General features: G+C 55.5%; 19 protein-coding genes. 16 read left to right on the top strand and 3 right to left on the bottom strand.

The genetic code is table 11. The features are described from left to right. The first annotated feature begins 46 nt into the window (after positions 1–46). From BCM02_RS21465 to BCM02_RS21420, 10 genes are all read left to right on the top strand, one after another. Positions 47–2,782 carry a PBP1A family penicillin-binding protein gene (locus BCM02_RS21465; RefSeq protein ID WP_148931184.1) on the top strand — a complete coding sequence of 912 codons (2,736 nt, stop codon included), beginning with the start codon at positions 47–49 and terminating at the stop codon, positions 2,780–2,782. A 17-nt stretch (positions 2,783–2,799) separates the two neighbouring features. Further along, entirely contained in the window at positions 2,800–3,558 is a 759-nt protein-coding gene (locus BCM02_RS21460; protein WP_148931183.1) for a peptidylprolyl isomerase, read from the top strand. A gap of 205 nt (positions 3,559–3,763) precedes the next feature. Beyond that, positions 3,764–4,321 (top strand): ribonuclease FAU-1 family protein, encoded by a 558-nt coding sequence (locus BCM02_RS21455; RefSeq protein WP_148931182.1) that lies wholly within the window; start codon positions 3,764–3,766, stop codon positions 4,319–4,321. Further along, complete coding sequence (locus BCM02_RS21450; protein ID WP_148931181.1) at positions 4,318–4,995, top strand: YdcF family protein; 678 nt, start codon at positions 4,318–4,320, stop codon at positions 4,993–4,995. Before BCM02_RS21455 ends, BCM02_RS21450 begins: the two co-directional genes overlap by 4 nt. Positions 4,996–5,158: 163 nt before the next feature. Then, on the top strand, positions 5,159–6,145 hold the full coding sequence (locus BCM02_RS21445) for an AAA family ATPase (RefSeq protein WP_148931180.1): 987 nt from the start codon (positions 5,159–5,161) through the stop codon (positions 6,143–6,145). 26 nt (positions 6,146–6,171) lie between these two features. Further along, a complete protein-coding gene (gene hflX / locus BCM02_RS21440; RefSeq protein ID WP_148931179.1) occupies positions 6,172–7,464 on the top strand; it encodes a GTPase HflX in 1,293 nt (430 codons plus the stop codon). 55 nt (positions 7,465–7,519) lie between these two features. Next, positions 7,520–8,824 carry a methionine gamma-lyase family protein gene (locus BCM02_RS21435; RefSeq protein ID WP_148931178.1) on the top strand — a complete coding sequence of 435 codons (1,305 nt, stop codon included), beginning with the start codon at positions 7,520–7,522 and terminating at the stop codon, positions 8,822–8,824. A gap of 62 nt (positions 8,825–8,886) precedes the next feature. After that, a complete protein-coding gene (locus tag BCM02_RS21430) occupies positions 8,887–9,297 on the top strand; it encodes a MerR family transcriptional regulator (protein ID WP_148931177.1) in 411 nt (136 codons plus the stop codon). A gap of 39 nt (positions 9,298–9,336) precedes the next feature. Beyond that, positions 9,337–10,665: a type I glutamate--ammonia ligase gene (gene glnA, locus BCM02_RS21425; RefSeq protein WP_148931176.1), complete on the top strand. Its 1,329-nt coding sequence runs from the start codon at positions 9,337–9,339 to the stop codon at positions 10,663–10,665. A gap of 253 nt (positions 10,666–10,918) precedes the next feature. Beyond that, the gene (locus tag BCM02_RS21420) at positions 10,919–12,001 is read left to right on the top strand and encodes a peptidylprolyl isomerase (RefSeq protein ID WP_148931175.1); all 1,083 of its coding nucleotides are present in this window, start codon (positions 10,919–10,921) and stop codon (positions 11,999–12,001) included. Positions 12,002–12,180: 179 nt separating this feature from the next. On the opposite strand, the gene BCM02_RS35380 is transcribed toward BCM02_RS21420, so the two are convergent. Then, positions 12,181–12,351, bottom strand: a complete 171-nt coding sequence (locus BCM02_RS35380) for a hypothetical protein (RefSeq protein ID WP_187434343.1) — start codon at positions 12,349–12,351, stop codon at positions 12,181–12,183. Between the two features lie 158 nt (positions 12,352–12,509). Then, on the bottom strand, positions 12,510–13,130 hold the full coding sequence (lexA, locus tag BCM02_RS21415) for a transcriptional repressor LexA (RefSeq protein ID WP_148931174.1): 621 nt from the start codon (positions 13,128–13,130) through the stop codon (positions 12,510–12,512). A gap of 238 nt (positions 13,131–13,368) precedes the next feature. On the opposite strand from lexA, the gene BCM02_RS21410 reads away from it, so the two are divergent. From BCM02_RS21410 to BCM02_RS21390, 5 genes are all read left to right on the top strand, one after another. Then, complete coding sequence (locus tag BCM02_RS21410) at positions 13,369–13,701, top strand: LysM peptidoglycan-binding domain-containing protein (protein ID WP_222871027.1); 333 nt, start codon at positions 13,369–13,371, stop codon at positions 13,699–13,701. A gap of 106 nt (positions 13,702–13,807) precedes the next feature. Next, a complete protein-coding gene (locus BCM02_RS21405; RefSeq protein ID WP_148931173.1) occupies positions 13,808–13,996 on the top strand; it encodes a DUF896 domain-containing protein in 189 nt (62 codons plus the stop codon). A gap of 48 nt (positions 13,997–14,044) precedes the next feature. Beyond that, positions 14,045–15,031, top strand: a complete 987-nt coding sequence (locus BCM02_RS21400) for an aldo/keto reductase (RefSeq protein WP_148931172.1) — start codon at positions 14,045–14,047, stop codon at positions 15,029–15,031. Positions 15,032–15,158: 127 nt separating this feature from the next. Continuing rightward, the gene (locus tag BCM02_RS21395) at positions 15,159–15,680 is read left to right on the top strand and encodes an MFS transporter (RefSeq protein ID WP_148931171.1); all 522 of its coding nucleotides are present in this window, start codon (positions 15,159–15,161) and stop codon (positions 15,678–15,680) included. Between the two features lie 18 nt (positions 15,681–15,698). After that, positions 15,699–16,484, top strand: a complete 786-nt coding sequence (locus BCM02_RS21390) for an HAD family hydrolase (protein ID WP_148931170.1) — start codon at positions 15,699–15,701, stop codon at positions 16,482–16,484. 85 nt (positions 16,485–16,569) lie between these two features. Here BCM02_RS21390 and BCM02_RS21385 read toward each other — a convergent pair whose 3' ends face one another. Next, positions 16,570–17,109, bottom strand: a complete 540-nt coding sequence (locus tag BCM02_RS21385) for a 1,2-dihydroxy-3-keto-5-methylthiopentene dioxygenase (RefSeq protein WP_148931169.1) — start codon at positions 17,107–17,109, stop codon at positions 16,570–16,572. A gap of 167 nt (positions 17,110–17,276) precedes the next feature. On the opposite strand from BCM02_RS21385, the gene metH reads away from it, so the two are divergent. Continuing rightward, positions 17,277–20,717, top strand: coding sequence for a methionine synthase (gene metH, locus BCM02_RS21380; protein ID WP_148931168.1), 3,441 nt, complete (start codon positions 17,277–17,279; stop codon positions 20,715–20,717). The last annotated feature ends 66 nt before the right edge of the window (positions 20,718–20,783 follow it).

Raw genomic sequence — 20,783 nt, 5'->3', positions numbered from 1 at the left:
ATAGAGACGAGGGCACACGCTCGTCAAGCAGGAGGGGAGTCGGCTCATGGCTGATGGACCGCGCGTAAGAAGAACGGCGAAGAAAGGCTCGGAGAAGAAGGGCAAGAAAAAAATGAACGGCAAGAAACTGATGATTTGGCTTTTCTTTACGGGGGCGCTGGCCGTCATCTGCGGGATTATCGGATACTTGCTGATCGTACTGAACGGCGAAAGAATTCTGGCCGCGAACTGGGACAAGATGGATATGGAGGAAGCGTCTATCGTCTACGATATCAACGGCGACCAAATTGCCAAGCTGGCGAGCGTGAACCGCGAGATCGCGGAGTACGACGAAATTCCCCAGCTGATGAAGGATGCGTTCATCGCGACGGAGGATCGCCGGTTCGAGGAGCATAACGGCGTCGACCTGTGGTCGATCGGCCGCGCGGTCGTGAAGGACGTCATCGCCCGCAGCGCCGTCGAAGGCGGCAGTACGATTACGCAGCAGCTGGCGAAGAATTTGTTCCTGACGCACGACAAGACGTTCTTCCGCAAAGCGACGGAAGCGTCGATCGCCGTGGCGCTGGAGCACAAGAAGACGAAAGACGAGATTTTGACGATGTACCTGAACCGGATCTTCTTCGGCAACCGCGCCTACGGCGTCAAAGCGGCCGCGAAGGTCTACTTCGATAGAGAATTGAAAGATCTGGAGTTGTGGCAAATCGCGACGCTTGCCGGTTTGCCGAAAGCGCCGAGCGCCTACAACCCGATCCGGAATCCGGAGCGGTCGCGCGAGCGGATGGCGGTCGTGCTGCAGCTGATGACCGACCAGAAATATATTACCGCCGCGCAGGCAGAGGAAACGAAAGCCAAGGCGCTTGCGTACGAGCCGCCGGCTAGCAAGGACGATAACGCGAACGCGGACAAATATTGGGCGTTCGTCGACTATGCGATCGAAGAAGCCGCCGAGCGCGTGCCCGAGATCACCGAAGAGCAGCTATACATGGGCGGCTATAGCATCTACACCACGCTTAACCCGAAAGCGCAATCCGTCATGGAGAAAGAATTCGCCGATGCGGACAACTTCGAGAAGAGCGTAGACGAGCAGCTTGCACAGGGCGCGATGGTCATTCTCGACCATTCGAACGGCAATATTCAAGGACTTGTCGGCGGACGCGATTACGTGCGCAAAGGGTGGAACCGCGCGGTCGTGCAACGCCAGCCGGGTTCCGGCTTCAAGCCGATCACGGTATACGGCCCCGCGCTCGCCACGGGCGATTGGTTCCCATGGTCGACGGTCATGGACGAGAAGAAGTGTTACGGCGACTATTGCCCGACCGATTCGAACAAGAACAAATATATCGGCGCCATCCCGATCTCGCAGTCGATCAAGGAATCGCGCAACGCTTCCGCGGTATGGCTGCTGAACGAAATCGGCGTGAAGACCGGCCTGGAATTCGCGAAGAAGCTCGGCTTCGAGCTCGACGAAGCGCAGGACCGCAACTTGGCGATCGCGCTCGGAGGATTGACGCATGGCGTAACGCCGCTTCAGATGGCGACCGCGTATAGCGTGTTCGCGAACGGCGGCATGTCGGTCGATGCGCACGCGCTCGTCCGCATTGTCGATAAGACGGGCGCGGAAGTTTATACGTACGAAGCGCCGAAGGCCAAACGCATCATGTCCGAACAGTCTGCATGGTACATGACCGAGATTATGCAAGCCGTGCTTGAGAAAGGCGGAACGGGCACTCAGGCTCGCATCGACCGCCCTGTCGCCGGCAAGACGGGAACGACGCAGCACGGCATCCCGAACTATAAGTCGAGCTACAACCGCGACGCTTGGTTCACCGGCTACACGGCAGAATGGACGGCGGCGGTATGGATGGGCTATGATAAGACGGACAAGGAACATTTGCTCAAGAAAAGCAGCTCCCAGGCGGCCGCCATGTTCGGCAAAGTCATGAAGGCGGCGATGAAGGGCATGCCGGTCAACGGCTTCAACAAGCCGAAGGACGTCGAGGAAGAGAAGCAGCCGGTCAATGTAGTCGGCGATTTCAAAGCGGCGTACGACGCCGAGAACAAAATGATCCGCATGTCGTGGACGCCGGTCGACGGCGAGGGCATGACATACCGCGTCTATCGCAAGGAAGCGTCCGAGACGGAGTTCAAGCGGCTCATGGACGCGCTGGACGGCACGGAAGTGAACGATATGAGCATCGCGCCGGGATTAACATTCGAGTATTACGTAACGGCGTATAACCCGAAGACCGACGTCGAGAGCGGAGCTTCCGCTCATCTTACGATCGCCATTCCCGAGGAGGAATTGGAGCCGATCGAGCCGGTAGAGCAGATCGAGCCCGAGAATCCGGACGATTCGGGTACGCAAGGCAACGGCACGGGCGAGAATACGAATGGCACGGAAGGCGACGGAACCGAAGGCGGCACGGACGATGGCCTTGGCGGCGAACCTGGCGTAAATGACGGAACGGGTACGAACGACGGGACTGGCGCGAACGACGGTACGGGTACGAACGATCCGTCGACCGATCCGGGAGGCGGCCAGAACGGCGGCGGAACGAACGGCGAGCCGCCGCAGGACGGCAACGCCGGCACGGGTACGAACGGTACCCAGGGCGATGCGAACGGCAGCGAGGGCAACGGAACGACGCCGAACAACACCGGCGCGACCGCTCCGATCGACGGGGCGAACGGCACGAACACGACGAAGCCGCCGACGGACACGCAAGCCGGCAACGTGCCGACATTGCCCGGCGAACCGACGGTTGTACCGACACAACCATAAATAACGGAGGTTAAACGATGCAACGCAAACGGCTGTTTATGACTTTATTACTCTCCGCTGCGCTTATCGCCGCGACGGCTGGCTGCGGCGCGAAGCAAGAGGTCGAGGAGAACAACGGCGGGAACGCCGCGACGGGCGGAGGAGCGGCCCAAACCGAAAGCAATGCCGGCAATGCCGCCAATGGCGGCGAGAATACGGCTGCGGAAGACAACGTGGCGGATAGCGCCGACACGACGTCTCAGGCGAAGTCGTGGGACAAAATGCCCGAGATGTCCATCGACACGTCCAAGACTTATCTAGCCCATTTCAAGACGAACAAAGGGGATTTCACGGTGGAGCTATTCGCGAAGGACGCTCCGCAGACGGTCAACAGCTTCGTTTTCTTGGCGAACGAGAAGTTCTATGACGGCATCAAGTTCCACCGGATCATCGAGACGTTCATGATTCAAACGGGCGATCCGCTCGGGAACGGCACCGGCGGACCGGGCTATGATATCCCGGACGAGTTGGATAACGGACACCAATATGAAGAGGGCATCGTCGCGATGGCCAACGCGGGTCCGAATACCGGCGGGAGCCAGTTCTTCATTTGCACGGGGGCGGATGCAGCCGGACTGAACATGCAACCGAACTACACGATCTTCGGCAAAGTAACCGAAGGCATGGACGTCGTGACCGCGATCTCCAAGACGCCGGTGGAAGCCAACATGCAAGGCGAGCCTAGCCAGCCGACGGAAGAAGTGACGATCGACGGGCTGACGATCGAAGTGAAATAGCCGCGTAAGGGAGCGAACCTCGCTCCCTTTTTTTGCGTCTTGACAAGTAAACCCGCGGGACGAGGCAGGCCAGGTTTATTTTAGGCGCTGGCTGGAGATGGACGTTAGATTATGGTAAGCTTTTTTTAACGAAACGGAATATACTAGTAACACGCTACACGATAACGAAGGGTTGATCGCGATCCTGACGGAAAGGTCGTTCCGTATGAAGAGAAAATTTTCAGACCGAGCCAACTGGCGACGCATCCTGCGCAGAAGCTATACGTGTCTGACGATGGATGGCGACGAGTTTAGAGGACTTGTGACGTTGTATCGCATTCACGAATTGCGCGAACCGCTTTGGAAAGAATACAATGGTCGACGGCTTTGCCTGGCTGACCGGGGTTACTTATGGATGCAGCATTTCCCCAAGGGCGAGCATTTCGTGGTCACGACGATGTTCGATGACAAGAACCGGGTCGTACAATGGTATATCGATATTTGCAAAACCCAAGGGCTCACGGATCAGCAAGTTCCCTGGTTCGACGATCTGTATTTAGACGTCGTCGTACTGCCTAGCGGCGAAGTGTTTCTTCTCGACGAGGACGAACTGGAGGATGCCGTGCGGCACGGCACCGTGACGAACAAGGACGCGGCGCTCGCGCGCAAGACGGCCGGACGTCTGTTGTCGGCGATCAAGAGCGGTCGATTCCGTTATTTCACGTTAAGCTTGAAGCACCGCAAGACGCTTGTCGTTCAGAACGGCGAGGTGAGCGAATCATGACGGCGCCGGCCGTTAAGCCGCGTAAGAAGCAGCAGCGCAAAAAAAGGCGGTTTCGCGTTTTTGCGCTGCTTCTCCGCGTCGCCTTTACCGGATGCGCGCTGCTGGCCTTCTGGTTCGGATATCTATTGTGGACAATCAACGGCTATTCACTGCCGAAACCGCTTCCGAAGGCCGACGCCGCGATCGTGCTGGGGGCCGCGCTCTGGAAGGACAAGCCTAGCCCGGGACTGCAAGAACGGCTGGATTATGCCCATACGTTATTTAAGCAGGGCAATGTTCAACATTTTATCGTGTCCGGCGGATTGGATCACAATGGATCCAAGCTGACCGAGGCGGAGGGAATGCGCGATTATTTGGTCGCCAAGGGCGTGCCGACGGAGCGGATCGTCCTTGAGAACGATGCGCGCAGCACGTACGAGAACTTACGCTTCAGTCAGCCAATCGCCGCAAAGCATGGCTGGGACAGTCTGATTATCGTCACGCACGATTACCACGCTTCCCGCTCTGCCGATATCGCCGAGTACTTAGGCTATAAGAACACGGTTACGGCCGGGACCAAATCCGTGAAGTTGTCGGCGACGTACAACCAGTCCCGCGAGGTGCTGGCTTACACCAAATGGAAGCTCGACGAACTGTTTATGCGCATGGGCGTTCGCTGGCCGGGCAGCTTCTAACACATGCGCTCGATTGCTTATCCCGAATCTGTTAATATGCCCCATTCTGCAAGAATACAATGGGTAGTGCGGCGTACGTGAGCTAGACTCTCATGAGGCACCATCATTAATCAGCTTCGAAGACGCCGGACGAAACAGGATACGAAGGATAGGTGATCGGGCAATGAACGAACGAGCCGGTTCAGCCGGGCAAACGGGAGGCGCAAGGCCTTCCAGGCAGATTAATGTCGTGCTTCGCAGTCACGAGCCTTACGTATCGACCGGCGCTGCCCCCACGCTGGAGCCTGAGCCGCCGGTGGCGGTCAAGCCGCAAACGCCTGGCGATCCGTATTTGGACATTAGCAAGGAACTGGAAGCCATGGTGGGGTTGGATAACGTCAAGCTGCTTATTTATGAGATCTACGCGCTGCTGCAAGTGAGCCGAATGCGGACGGAAGCGGGGCTTGCGAGCGGATCGCATGTCTATCATATGATTTTCAAGGGCAATCCGGGGACCGGCAAAACGACCATTGCCCGCATCGTCGCCAAGCTGTTCAACAAAATGGGCGTGCTGTCCAAAGGCCATCTGATCGAGGTGGAGCGGGCTGATTTGGTGGGCGAATATATCGGACATACCGCCCAGAAGACAAGAGACCTCGTCCGGAAGGCGCTCGGCGGCGTGCTGTTCGTCGACGAGGCTTACAGCCTGGCAAGAGGCGGAGAGAAAGATTTCGGCAAGGAAGCGATTGACACGTTGGTGAAAGCGATGGAGGATAATCGCAACCAGTTCGTGCTGATTCTGGCAGGCTATCCGCTCGAGATCGAGCAATTCTTGATGACAAACCCCGGTCTTCCGTCTCGCTTTCCGATTCAGATCGAATTTCCGGATTACAGCATCGATCAACTCATTCAGATTGCCGAGCTCATGGCCAAGGATCGCGAGTATACGTTGATGCCTCAAGCGCTCTTCAAGCTGCGTCAGCATTTGATGGCGGAGAAGACGGCGTCGCTGTATTCGTTTAGCAATGCGCGTTATGTGCGTAATATTATCGAGAAGGGCTTCCGGCATCAGGCTGTTCGGCTGCTGACGCAATATCCGAGCGCTTCGCCCGGCAAGCAGGAGCTGATGGCGATCCGGCCGGAAGATCTTCGATGGGATGCGAAGAGTTAAAATCGAGAGGAGCTGCGTAAGAGAGGATGCGACCAACCACCTACGAAACCGAGCACGAGATGCAGGACCGCGCCATACTAGTGAGCCTGGTGACCAATGAAGTCAAACGCGCATCGGGCGACCCGGAACACTCTCTGCAGGAGCTTGTCAATTTGGCGGAGACGGCAGGCGTGGAAGTGCTGACGTCGCTCACGCAGAACAAAGAGACGCCGGATTCCAAATGGTTTATCGGCAAAGGCAAAGTCGAAGAAGTACGGGCGGCAGCCGAGGAACTCGGCGCGACGACGGTCATCTTCGATCAGGAGCTCTCGGGGGCGCAGGTGCGTAACCTCGAAGAAGCGCTCGATCTGAAGATTATCGACCGCACGCAATTGATTTTGGATATATTCGCGCAGCGCGCGAAGACGCGCGAAGGCATCATCCAGGTCGAGCTGGCCCAGCTGAGCTATTTGCTGCCTCGCTTGTCGGGACATGGCAAGAACCTGTCGCGTCTTGGCGGCGGGATCGGCACGAGAGGTCCGGGCGAATCCAAGCTCGAGACCGATCGCCGGCATATCCGGGATCGGATCTCCGATCTGAAGGGGCAACTCGAAGAGGTGGTGCGCCACCGGACGCTTCACCGGGAGCGGCGTAAGAAGTCGGGCGTCATCCAGGTCGCGCTGGTCGGCTACACGAACGCGGGCAAATCCACGCTGCTGCGCGAGCTGACGAATGCCGACGTCTACGTCGAGAATCAATTGTTCGCAACGCTCGACCCGACTTCACGGAACCTGACGCTGCCAAGCGGTAAGGAAATCGTCCTGACCGATACGGTCGGATTTATCCAGAACCTGCCGACGGATTTGATCGCGGCGTTTCGCGCGACGCTCGAAGAAGTGAACGAAGCCGATCTAGTGCTGCACGTTGTCGATAGCTCTTCGCCGATGCGGGATGAGCAAATGGCGGTTGTCGACCGGATTTTGAACGAGCTCGGGGCTTCCGGCAAGCCGCATATTACGGTGTACAACAAAATCGACCTGTGCGTGACGGACGGCTCCGAGCTGCTGCCTGCGAGCAGCGGGGATGCCGTCGCGATGAATGCGTATAATGCCGAAGATCGCGGCAGGTTGCTCGATCTTGTCCAGAGCAAGGTGACGGGGGCGACGCGAACGTTCTTATTTCCGGCCGAGCGGGGGGATCTGGTGGCTCTAGCCCATCGTTCCGGTGATGTAATCGAGCTAGAGGTGAACGGTGAAATTCTTCGGCTTACGGTGGCGCTGAATAAGCAGGATTACGAACAGCATGGTCACAAGCTGGACGAATTCGTCGAACAAGCGTAAGATAGTAATTTCGCGCACGTATTTCGCATTGGAGACATAAGGAGAGACAACGGTTGTGAATGACTACGCAAGACACGAACAACCCCGGCAGGAGCAGTGGGAGACGCTGCTCGGCTGGGCGGAAGAAGCGGAAGAGCGACTGAGCTCGGTATTCCGATCGCTCGATCGGACCGCGGAACGCAATCAATGGAAGGTAATTCGTGCTTTTCAGCGGCATAAAGTTAGCGATTTTCATTTTAACGGGTCAACAGGTTATGGCTACAACGATTCGGGCCGGGAAGTGCTGGACTTGGTCTACGCCAATGTGTTCGGAGCGGAAGCGGCGCTCGTCCGACCCCATTTCGTCTCGGGTACGCACACGATTAGTTGCGCGTTGTTCGGGCTGCTGCGGCCAGGCGACGAGCTGCTTTACATAACGGGAAGACCCTACGACACCTTGCATAAGGTCATCGGCAAGCCCGGCGATGGTAAAGGCTCGCTTCAGGATTTCGGCATCGGTTATGGCGAGGTAGCGCTTCTGAATGACGGGGGAATCGATTGGGATGGCGTGGCGGCAAAGCTGACGGACCGGACGAAAGTCATCGGCATTCAGCGATCCCGCGGATACGACTGGCGTTCATCCTTTACCGTAGCGGACATTGCGGACATGGTGCGTCGCATTAAAGGAATGAAACCTGACGTTCGCATCTTCGTCGACAACTGCTATGGGGAGTTCACGGAAGAGTTGGAACCGACGCAAGTCGGCGTTGACCTCATGGCAGGATCGCTGATCAAAAACCCGGGCGGCGGATTGGCCCCGACCGGCGGTTACGTGGCAGGCACGAAGGAAGCGGTCGAACTGACGGCCTACCGGCTGACGGCGCCGGGGATCGGCGGCGAAGTCGGCGCAACGCTCGGCACGCTCCGCTCGATGTATCAAGGGCTGTTCATGGCCCCGCACACGGTGGGACAAGCCTTGAAGGGAAGCGTTTTGGCGGCCGCGATTTTCGAACGTCTAGGGTTCGACAGCAGTCCTCGTCCGGAAGCGCCTCGCACCGATTTGATTCAGGCGGTTCGATTCGAACGGCCGGAGCAGTTGATCGCGTTCGTGCAAGGAATCCAGAAGGCCGCGGCCGTGGATTCGCACGTCGTCCCCGAGCCATGGGACATGCCCGGTTACGAACATCCTGTCATCATGGCGGCAGGTACGTTCATGCAGGGCGGCAGCTTGGAATTATCGGCCGACGCGCCGATCCGAGAGCCTTATATTGCTTACATGCAAGGCGGTTTAACGTATGCCCATGTCAAATACGGCGTTCTGAATGCCCTCTACACTCTCGCGGAGCGAAAGTTAATTGTAATTAAACCTCACACAACTTGACACTTTTTTGGTAGAGGAGTTACAATAGGGGTATATATTCAGAACTGGAAGGTTGATGCGACATGGGTGATGATATTCGCAGAAATATGGCGTTGTTTCCGATCGGGATCGTCATGAAGCTTACGGACTTGACCGCGCGGCAAATACGTTATTATGAACAGCACGAGCTGATCGTTCCTGCACGTACATCCGGCAATCAACGGCTATTCTCATTCAATGACGTCGAAAGACTGCTTGAGATCAAATCATTAATCGAGAAAGGCGTCAATATTGCCGGTATTAAGCAAGTGATGAATCCGGTCTCCAAGGAATCCGAGGAAGCAACCGTCGTCACCGACCAGTCGGAAGTGAAGCGTCGCGAGCTGTCGGACGCGCAGCTTCACCGTCTGCTCAAGCAGCAGCTGCTTGAGAAACGGCCAGGCAAAGCATCGCTGATCCAAGGCCAGCTGTCCCGTTTTTACAACAAGAAATAACGCAGCGATCCAACACTAATCCATTAAGGAGATGATTCTGTGAGCTACACGAGAGAGGACATCATCCGTATTTCGAAAGAACAAAACGTTCGTTTTATCCGTCTTCAATTTACCGACCTGCTCGGCACGATCAAGAACGTGGAAATTCCGGTCAGCCAGCTGCAGAAAGCGTTAGATAATAAAATGATGTTCGACGGTTCTTCCATTGAAGGTTATGTTCGTATCGAAGAATCCGACATGTATCTCTATCCGGACCTGGACACGTGGGTTGTCTTCCCTTGGGTAACGGAGAACCGCGTCGCACGCCTCATCTGTGACGTGTACATGCCGGACGGCACGCCGTTCGCCGGCGACCCGCGCGGCATTTTGAAGCGTGCTCTGAAAGAAGCGGAAGCGATGGGCTTCACGGCGATGAATGTCGGTCCGGAACCGGAGTTCTTCCTGTTCAAGACGGACGAGAAGGGCGAGCCGACGACGGAACTGAACGACCAAGGCGGTTACTTCGACTTGGCGCCGACCGACCTCGGCGAGAATTGCCGCCGCGAAATCGTGCTGACGCTGGAAGAGATGGGCTTCGAGATCGAAGCATCCCATCACGAAGTTGCGCCGGGCCAACATGAGATCGACTTCAAATATGCGGATGCCATTCTGGCCGCAGACCAAATTCAAACCTTCAAACTCGTCGTCAAGACGGTTGCCCGCCAGCACGGCCTGCATGCCTCGTTCATGCCGAAACCGCTGTTCGGCGTGAACGGCTCCGGCATGCACGCGCATCAATCGCTGTTCCGCGGCGAAGAGAACGCGTTCTACGACGAATCCGATAAGCTCGGTCTTAGCCAGACGGCCCGTTATTACATGGCTGGCATTCTGCGCCATGCGCGCGCATTCGCGGCGATCACGAACCCGACGATCAACTCGTACAAGCGTCTTGTACCGGGTTACGAAGCGCCTTGTTACGTGGCATGGTCCGCAAGCAACCGCAGCCCGATGATCCGCATCCCGGCTTCCCGCGGTCTGTCGACCCGTATCGAAGTGCGGAATCCGGACCCTGCGGCTAACCCTTACCTAGCACTCGCTGTCATGCTGAAGGCAGGTTTGGACGGCATCAAGAATAAAATGCCGCTTCCGGCGCCGGTAGACCGCAACGTATACGTGATGACCGAAGAAGAGCGCATCGACGAAGGTATTCCGAGCTTGCCGTCGGATCTGAAGGAAGCGCTCGACGAGCTGCTGCGCAGCGAAGTCATCTGCGACGCGCTCGGCGACCATGCGCTCGCTCACTTCTACGAGCTCAAAGAAATCGAGTGGGATATGTATCGCACCCAGGTTCACCAATGGGAGCGCGATCAGTATCTGACGCTGTATTAAGATAGGGGAAAATTTTAATTTGAGATGCTTTCAGGTTGTTTGCTTGGAGGCATCTCATAAAGTCCCATATATGCGGGAACCCGGTGTACGAGCTAAACAACTAATATACTCCCTTTGATTTGCGCCGTTTTGCAATTTGAAGGGAGTATTTTTTTTATGATTTTTAAATGATACATATATAAGTATTTCATAAGAATCGACAATGAAATCCATTATGAGTCTTCGGTAATGATTCCAGCGGGAGGTTTATGAGGTGAGCAAACGTATGGGCAATATCCTTTTTCGTAGAGTAGGCATAACGACGTTGGTCGTCGCGGGCATGATGCTTGCGGCAGGTGCAGGTGCATATGCGGCCACGAAAATGACCTTAATCGTAAATGGCAAGCAATCAACTGTAGAACCCGTATCTATTAAGGGCGTTACTTACGTTCCTCTCCGCTCCGCCGCCGAGATGCTCGGTGCAGAAGTCAATTACAATGGTTCTACGAAATCAGTACTAATTACGAGCAAATCCGATACATCTCCGTTAGGGAATGATGGCAATGGCGTGGTCGGTTCAGTGAACGGCGTTCCCATTACCAAAAATCAGCTGTACGCGGCGATGGTCGCGGTTGGCGGTTCGCAAATGTTGGACAACTTGATCCAAGAAGAGTTGGTTCAGCAGGAGGCGAAAAAGAAAGGAATCGTCATCAGCGACAAAGATGTGGAAGGGGAAATCGCCCAGATCAAGAAGCAGTTCTCGTCTGATTCGGAATTTCAGGCTGCACTGCAGCAATCGAACATGACGCTCGAAGATTTGAAGAAACAATTGCCGATGCAAATTCGCATTCGCAAGCTAGTGGAGCTGCGCGCAAAAGTGACCGATGAAGAAGTCAAACAATACTTTGAAGACAACAGAGCGACGTTCGATCAGGCTGAGGAAGTGAAGGCATCGCATATATTGGTGCCAACGCAAGCAGAAGCGGATGGAATCATGAAGCAGCTGAAGGAAGGCGCTGATTTTGCGAAGCTGGCAAAGGAAAAATCAATTGACACAGGTAGTAAGAATGCCGGCGGTGATCTTGGTTTCTTCGGCAGGGGGGTCATGGTTGCCGAGTTTGAGAAAGCGGCGTTCTCGCTGAAGGTCGGCGAGCTAGGCGGACCGATTAAGACGGAGTTTGGTTATCACATTATTAAATTAACGGGCCATAAGGATGCGAAGGCAGCGACCCTTGAAGAGAAAAAGGCTGAAATTCGGGAACAGCTCGTACGTCAGAAGGTTGCGGAACTTTCCCCTCAATTGCTTGGAGAACTAAAGTCCAAAGCGAAAATTACGAAATCGCTTAACGTGAGGTAACGGAGGCGCGACTTGTTATGTCGGAGAACCCTTGAAGCCACAGGCTTCAGGGGTTTTCTATGTTATGGCTGCGAACGACATGCGAACGTGACAAAGAGGCGAGCATACAAAAAAGAAGCGCGCACGAGGCGGCTTCCAGCTCGCTGGCACGTGGCCGGCTAAAATAAAGAAGGCGGAACTTAAGACTTCCCGTGATCGACGAAAATGGAAATAACGACAAGCACGGCGCTGATACCGTTTGCAAGATCGTTGATCGTCTCGTCCGGAATTTGAATGCCGGCACTGTCGAGCAGTAGTTTAGCCGCGCCAAGAATACCGATGATCAAACCGGGTTGTTTCAGTTTCGTCAACAACTTCATCACCTCGATCGAACTGGGATACGTTATGCTATGTAGCCGTTGTTCGAATCGATTGGACGAACGTTCGCGTGCGAAAGCCTGAATTGGCCAAAAGGAAAAGCAAAAGGCAGACCCGCTGACGTTAATCGTCGTTAGGTCTGCCTGTTCGATTAATGGATATCGCGGAAGAGTCCAATTACTTTGCCGAGAATCGTCACGTTGCGCAGCCGGATCGGCTCCATCGTGGAGTTCTCGGGTTGAAGACGGATGTGGTCGCGTTCCTTATAAAACGTCTTCACGGTTGCTTCGTCGTCTTCGGTCATTGCGACGACGATCTCGCCATTGTTCGCGGTCTGCTGCTGGCGGACGATTACATAATCGCCATCATGAATGCCTGCCTCGATCATGCTCTCGCCCATAACGTTCAGAATGAATACGTTGTCGTCTCCGACGCGGTCAGCAGGCAGGGGGAAGTAGTCTTCGATATTCTCGGTCGCCGTAATCGGCAGGCCGGCCGTGACTTTACCGACCACCGGTACTTTGGCGATCGCGAGCGGGAACGGGATGCTCTCCATGTCGGTGTCCAATATTTCAATGGCGCGGGGTTTCGTCGGGTCGCGGCGGATCAAGCCCTTCTTCTCTAGCCGGTCCAAATGGCCGTGAACCGTCGAACTGGAGGCTAGTCCGACCGCTTCGCCGATTTCACGGACGGAAGGCGGGTAGCCCTTCTCCCGAACCTCGGTCTTGATGAATTCGAGTATCGCCTGCTGGCGGTTGGAAAGTTTCGACAAACGAGATCACTCCATAAGTTCATTTGTGTCAAATTATAACACAGAACCGGAGTTCGTACAAACATAAGTTCGAGAAACACAAGTTCGCATTTTAGTGCGAACAAATGTTCCGAAAGTCGTTGACTCCAAACGAGTGTTCGTGTTATTCTGTGTTCATCGAGAACAGAACAAACGTTTGGGGGAATCGAATATGGTTAACACGGTCTCTACTTATACATACACGGAACGGAAACAAGGAATGGCAAGACGCAAGGCAACGAACAAACGCGGCTATAAGATGAGAGCCGGCCATATCGCGAAATTCACGACAGTCGTTGCGTTCTTTTTCATCCTTTTCATCGGCTTCATGATCATGAAGGGCAATGCGACTACGGTCGTTCCCGAAGCGCCGACGGCATCCGAACAAGTCATCGTGGTAGGCAGCGGCGATACGCTGTGGGCGATCGCAAGCGAAGCCAAGGACAGCGGCGAAGATATTCGAGAAGTCATCTATTCGATCAAACAGCGCAATGGGCTTCGAGAGAGCGGCCTGCACGCGGGTCAGAGTTTAATAATTCCGGCGGACCACTAGGTTCGCCGTTTTTTGTTGTTGCCTTGACAATCGAGGAACAAAAGTGTCAAAGTAAAGAGTGGAATGTTGACTAGCATGAGCGTTACGGAAAGAGAGGCGTACCACGTTGGAGAAAATCATCGCACGCATAAACGAGCTGTCGCGCAAGCATAAGACCGTAGGCTTGACGGAAGAAGAGACAGCGGAACGCGCCGAACTGCGCAAACAATATTTGGACAACTTCAAACGGAACTTTCGAGGGCAACTGGATAATATCAAGTTTGTCGAGGACGAGGAAGACGACATCAAACATTAAGACAACGTACCCTCGGCTGACGGATCGATTACGAGGAGGAATGTCGATATGGAATACCGTTTGCTAGGAAGAAGCGGCCTTGCGGTGTCGAAGCTGTGCCTGGGCACGATGACCTTCGGTAATACGACGAGCGAACAGGACTCCGTGGAAATGATCCATCGTTTTTTGGAGAAGGGCGGCAATTTCCTCGATACGGCGGACGTATACGTCTCCGGCCGTTCCGAGGAGATCGTAGGCAAAGCGATCCAAGGATGCCGCTCCGAAGTCGTGCTGGCCACCAAAGTCCGTATGCAGACCGCGGACCATCCGAACGGCGCCGGAATCTCCCGCAAACATATCATGGACGGCGTCGAAGCCAGCCTGAAGCGACTGAAGACGGACTACATTGATCTCTATCAAGTTCATGTATGGGATCACGCGACGCCGATCGAAGAGACGCTGCGCGCGTTGGACGATCTCGTGACCGCCGGCAAAGTCCGTTATATCGGATGTTCGAATTTTTTCGCTTGGCAGCTGATGAAGTCGCTGGCCATTAGCGATATGAACCGGTACGTTCGCTTCATTTCCATTCAGCCGCAGTATAGCTTGGTGAGCCGGGAGATGGATCGCGAGATGATGTCGCTCTGCCGCGAGGAGAACATCGGCATCATCCCATGGGCTCCACTTGGAGGCGGTTTCCTAACAGGCCGATATAACCGGGAGGAGCCGACCGCCGGCAGGCTGACGTCCAAGGTCGGAGAGAGCTCGTGGGCGCTCCGAAATTCGGGCCGAAACTTCGCGATCCTGGATGAAGTTCTGCGCATCGCCGGAGAGCTGGAAAAATCGCCTGCTCAAATTTCCCTTGCTTGGCTGCTGAATCGACAAGGGATCACCTCTCCGATCTTCGGGGCGAGCACGCTGGGGCAGTTCGAGGACAATATGGGCGCAGTCGGCTGGACGCTTCCGCGGGAGCTGTACGACCGCTTAGACGAAGCGAGCAAGCTGCCTTCGGAATATCCGAATCGATTCATCGAGAAATTCGCAAGGCCGTTTTAACGGAAAGTTAGGACCTGAGCGGTTAACCGCATGAAACCGAATCAGGGATAGACCGTACAAGGCTTGGGGGTTCACGCCGAGCGCGATCCCCGATTTCTATCTACATGTATATTAGGAGGCTCCCCATTTGTCATCTAGATCCTGGGAACGCAAAGTTCGCAAAAACCAGACCCAGCTGAACAAGCAGCGCAAGAAAAACGGCCAAACGCCGCTTCATGTGCAAAAGTCGGAAGAAAAAGTGGATACGTTCAAAGGCCGCAGTTTTGTCATGCCGGCATTCCTCGTGCTTTTCATCGGCATGTACGTCATTACGACGTTCACGTCGGATTATTACAAAGACGCGGGAGCCATGTACTGGGTGACGATCGGCCTCTACGTGCTGATGGCCGTCATCTTCATTCTTCGCCGCCCTTACTTGTCGGTTGGCAAAGACTACGTCCGCACGCGCCGATTCGGCGGAGACCGCAATCTGTACACGGTTGCCATCAAGGCGATCAGCGTCCAGAAAGGTTCGGTCGTCATCGAGCAGCAAAAAGGCGCGAATTGGGTATTTAGCCGCATGATCAACCGATATCCGACGGATGAGATGGCAGAACGGCTTCGCGCGTTCGCGGCCGTTCATAATATACCGTTCAACGAGAAAAATTAGACTGGAGTGCAGTGAAGCATGTCGAAGAAAGCCGTACTGTTTGATTTGGACGATACCCTGTTATGGGACGAGCGCAGCGTGCAGGAAGCGTTCGACGCCACCTGTGAAGCGGGCGCGGCCCGGACAGGTCTGAATGCCAAGGAGTTGGAAGCTGCCGTGCGGGAAGCGGCGCGAGAGTTGTATGCTTCGTACGAAACGTTCCCGTTCACGAAAATGATCGGCATCAACCCGTTTGAAGGTCTGTGGGCGAATTTCTTGGCCGGCGAACAGGAGGAGTTCCGCAAGCTGCAGCAACTCGCGCCCCTCTACCGTCGGGAATCGTGGACTCGCGGCCTGAAGGCGCTCGGCGTCGACAATTCAGAATTAGGCGCGGAGCTGGCGGAGCAATTCCCGGCGGAGCGCCGCAAGCGGCCGTATGTCTATGAAGAAACATTCTCGTTGCTCGAGCAGCTGAAGGGCAAATACAAGCTGCTGCTGCTGACGAACGGATCGCCCGATTTGCAGCAAGAGAAGCTCGACGGCGTGCCGGAGCTGGCGCCGTACTTCGACCATATCGTGATTTCGGGTGCGTTCGGCGAAGGCAAACCGGCCGCTTCCATCTTCAAGCATGCGCTGGAGCGTCTGGGCGTCGGGCCCGAAGAAGGCATCATGGTCGGGGACAAGCTGACGACCGATATTCTTGGCGCGAACACGATCGGCATGACTTCCGTATGGATCAACCGTCATGGGGCGGTCCGGACGGACGAAATCATTCCTACCCACGAAATCAAGCATCTCGAAGAGCTGCTGCCGCTTCTGGCTTAAACGGCACACGTTCCAAGCGATGCATGCGCAAGCGCAAAACAACCCCCGTTCTCCTAGGAGAGCGGGGGTTGTTATTATATAGGGATTATTTCTGGAACGAAGGATCGGCGTACGGGTGCGCAATCCAGCCTTCCGTCTCGATGAAGAGGCGAACGGCGACGATTTGACGATTCTCCATCAGCGTGAAGAAATGCGCTTTATGCTCCGGTACCGAGATCACGTCGCCGGCTTCGAGCTCGACGTCGAAGTAGCCGACATCGTCGGTTCCTTTAATGATGAAAATGCCTTTGCCCGCCGTAATCGCGCGAACTTCGTCTTCCGTATGGGTGTGGACCGATTCGAACTTCTTCAGCAGTTCGTCCAGGTTAGGCGTCGCATCCGAGAGAGCGATGATGTCCCACGTGCGGTAGCCGCGGCGGCCGGCCAGATCGCGGATGTCTTCGTCGTATACGGAGAGGATTTGAGCTTTCTCTTCGTCGCTCAGGATGAACTTCTCGCGAAGCTCTTCCGGCAATTTGTCGGTGTTCCAATGTTCGTACAGAACCTCTTGATTCTCAAGAAATGCGCGGACGTTCTCCTCGCCTTGAATGCGTTCGTTTGTGTTGCGGATACGAATTTCAGCCATTCCCAATCCCTCGTTTCGTTGGACTTTATTTCCGATAAGAATAATTATAGTATAAAACGCCCCCCCTGTCGACATTAGAACCTTTTCACTCGATGTCGATTCTGGTAGACTAAGGGTTAATGATTTTGGGGTTCCATAGTTGAAGGCGGGAAGGAAGAAGTTCACCGATGACGAAACCGACCATTCAAGAGATGATGGGCCGTCGCATCTTGATCCTCGACGGTGCAATGGGCACGATGATTCAACAGCGCGATCTGAGCGACGCGGATTTTGGCGGCGAAGAGCTGGAAGGCTGTAACGAGATGCTCGTGCTTACGCGTCCGGATGTCATTCAGGACATCCACGAGGCGTACTTGGAAGCCGGCGCGGACATTCTCGAGACGAATACGTTCGGAGCGGCCAGCGTCGTGCTGGCCGAATACGATATTCCCGAGAAGGCCAGGGAAATCAACCTGGCCGCGGCTTCGATCGCGCGCAAAGCGGCGGACAAATTCTCGACGAGCGACCATCCGCGGTACGTCGCGGGCGCCATGGGACCGACGACGAAGACGTTGTCCGTGACGGGCGGCGTAACGTTCGACGAGCTGGTCGAAAGCTATTGGGAACAAGCCGTGGCGCTTATCGACGGCGGCGTGGACGCGTTGCTGCTGGAGACGTCGCAGGATACGCTCAACGTCAAGGCAGGCAGCATCGGCATCCGCAGAGCGTTCGAGACGACAGGCATCACGCTGCCGATTATGATCTCAGGGACGATCGAGCCGATGGGCACGACGTTAGCCGGACAGACGATCGACTCGTTCTATATTTCGCTTGAGCATTTGAACCCGATCTCGATGGGACTCAACTGCGCGACCGGACCGGAATTCATGCGCGACCATATACGTTCCTTGTCGGAAATCGCGCGTACGGCGATCAGCTGTTATCCGAACGCGGGCTTGCCGGACGAGAACGGACAGTATCATGAATCGCCGGCATCGCTCGCGCGCAAAATCGCGGATTTTGCCGAACAGGGCTGGCTGAATATCGCGGGCGGCTGCTGCGGCACGACGCCGGATCACATCCGGGCGATGGCGGAGACGCTCGCGAAATATCCTCCTCGTACCAAGCTGGGGGATCACCCGCCGGCGGTATCGGGCATCGAAACGGTGTTCATCGAAGACGAGAACCGGCCGATCATGATCGGCGAGCGCACGAACATATCCGGATCCCGCAAATTCAAGCGTCTAATTAAGGAAGGCAAGTTCGACGAGGCTTCCGAGATCGCGAGAGCGCAGGTGAAGGGCGGCGCCCATATTATCGACATCAACTTGCAGGATACGGATATCGACGAAGCCTATGCCGTCCATGAGTTCCTGCCGCAGGTCGTCAAGAAAATCAAAGTGCCGCTCATGCTCGATTCCACGTACGATCATATCATCGAGCTGGGGCTTAAATATTCGCAAGGCAAAGCCGTCATCAATTCCATCAACTTGGAAGACGGCGAATCGAAGTTCGAGAAGATTCTGCCGCTTATTCATCAGTACGGCGCAGCCGTCGTGTGCATCTTGATCGACGAGCGCGGCCAAGCGGTTTCGCGCGAAGCGAAGATGGAAGTCGCCACGCGCTCTTATGAGCTGCTTACCGGCAAGTACGGCATGGCGCCGGAAGACATCATTTTCGACCCTAACATGTTCCCGGTCGGCTCGGGCGATCCGCAGTATATCGGCTCCGCCGTCGAGACGATCGAAGGCATACGGATGATCAAAGAGAAGTATCCGAAGGCGAAGACGATCCTCGGCCTCAGCAACATCTCGTTCGGCCTGCCGGATGCGGGCCGCGAAGTGCTGAACTCCGTCTATTTGTACCACTGTACGAAGGCGGGGCTTGATTACGCCATCGTCAATACGGAGAAGCTGGAGCGGTATGCTTCTATTCCGGAACATGAACGTAAGCTGGCGGAGGAACTGATCTATAACACGAACGACGATACGCTTGCCGCGTTCGTGGCCGCATTCCGCGACAAGAAGGTCGAGAAGAAAGAGAAAGTGTCGAATTTGACGCTGGAAGAGCGGCTTGGATCATACGTCGTGGAAGGCACGAAGGAAGGTTTGATCCCGGATTTGGATGAAGCGCTCAAGAAGTATACCGCGCTCGAAGTGATTAACGGCCCTTTGATGAAAGGCATGGAAGAGGTCGGCCGGTTGTTCAACAACAACGAGCTGATCGTAGCGGAGGTACTGCAGAGCGCGGAGGTCATGAAAGCTTCGGTCGCGCATCTGGAGCAGTTCATGGAAAAGGACGAATCGTCGGTCAAAGGCAAGATTATTTTGGCGACGGTCAAAGGCGACGTCCATGATATCGGCAAAAATCTCGTCGAAATTATATTGTCGAACAACGGCTATCAAATCATTAACTTGGGCATTAAAGTGCCGCCGGAACAAATTATCGAAGCTTATCGCAGAGAAAAAGCGGATGCGATCGGTCTGTCGGGTCTGCTCGTCAAATCCGCGCAGCAGATGGTCGTCACGGCGCAGGATATGCGCAACGCCGGCATTGACGCGCCGATCCTTGTCGGAGGCGCCGCGCTGACTCGCAAGTTTACGAAGACCCGCATCAGCCCGGAATACGACGGTCTCGTGCTATACGCCAAAGACGCGATGGACGGGCTCGATATCGCGAACAAGCTCGTTGATCCTGAGCATCGCAAAACATACGAAGCCGAATTAGCGGAGCTCAAAGCATCCGGACATGCCTTCGAAGAAGAACGCAAACCGCTTCCGGAGTTGAGCCGCGCCGTTCGCTCCAACATTTCGCAGGATGCGCCGGTATATATTCCGCCGGATTTGAATCGTCACGTATTGCGCAATGTGCCGCTTACGCGAATCGTGCCGTACGTGAATATGCAGATGCTGCTCGGCCACCATTTGGGCTTGAAGGGTAGCGTGGACCAGCTCCTGAAGGAAGGCAACGAGAAAGCCGTCAACCTGAAGGAAACGGTGGATGGGATCTTGCAAGAAGGCGTGGCGAACGGCATTATTCAAGCGCATGGGATGTATCGGTTCTTCCCTGCGCAGTCGTCGGGCAACGATATCATTATTTACGACCCGGAGAACCCGGCCAGCGAAATCAAACGCTTCACGTTCCCGCGTCAGCAGGTGGATCCGTATCTGTGTCTGGCGGACTTCCTGAAGCCGGTCGAGAGCGGAGTCATGGATTACGTCGGTTTCCTCGTCGTAACGGCGGGTCAAGGCGTGCGCGACCTGGCGAACGAATGGAAGGACAAGGGCGATTATCTTCGTTCCCATGCGCTGCAGTCGGTCGCGCTTGAAGTGGCCGAAGGGTTGGCCGAGCAGGTTCATCATATGATGCGCGATACGTGGGGCTTCCCGGATCCGCCGGAAATGACGATGAAGCAGCGTCACGGCGCCCGTTATCAAGGCATCCGGGTGTCGTTCGGCTACCCGGCGTGCCCGAATCTCGAGGATCAGGAGCTGCTGTTCGATCTGATGAAGCCGCAGGATATCGGCGTGGAGCTGACGGAAGGCTTCATGATGGAGCCGGAAGCGTCCGTATCGGCGATGGTGTTCGCGCATCCCGAAGCGAAATATTTCAACATCGACAAAACTTGATCGCGGGCGGCCCGATTGCCGAGGCAGACGGCTGCGTTAGCGCAGAAACCGGCAATCGACCGCGCT

The sequence above is a fragment of the Paenibacillus methanolicus genome, assembly GCF_008124765.1.
Lineage (GTDB): Bacteria > Bacillota > Bacilli > Paenibacillales > Paenibacillaceae > Paenibacillus_Z > Paenibacillus_Z methanolicus.
The sequence above is the reverse complement of the archived record's forward strand: the minus strand, read 5'-3'. Positions and strand labels throughout refer to the sequence as shown.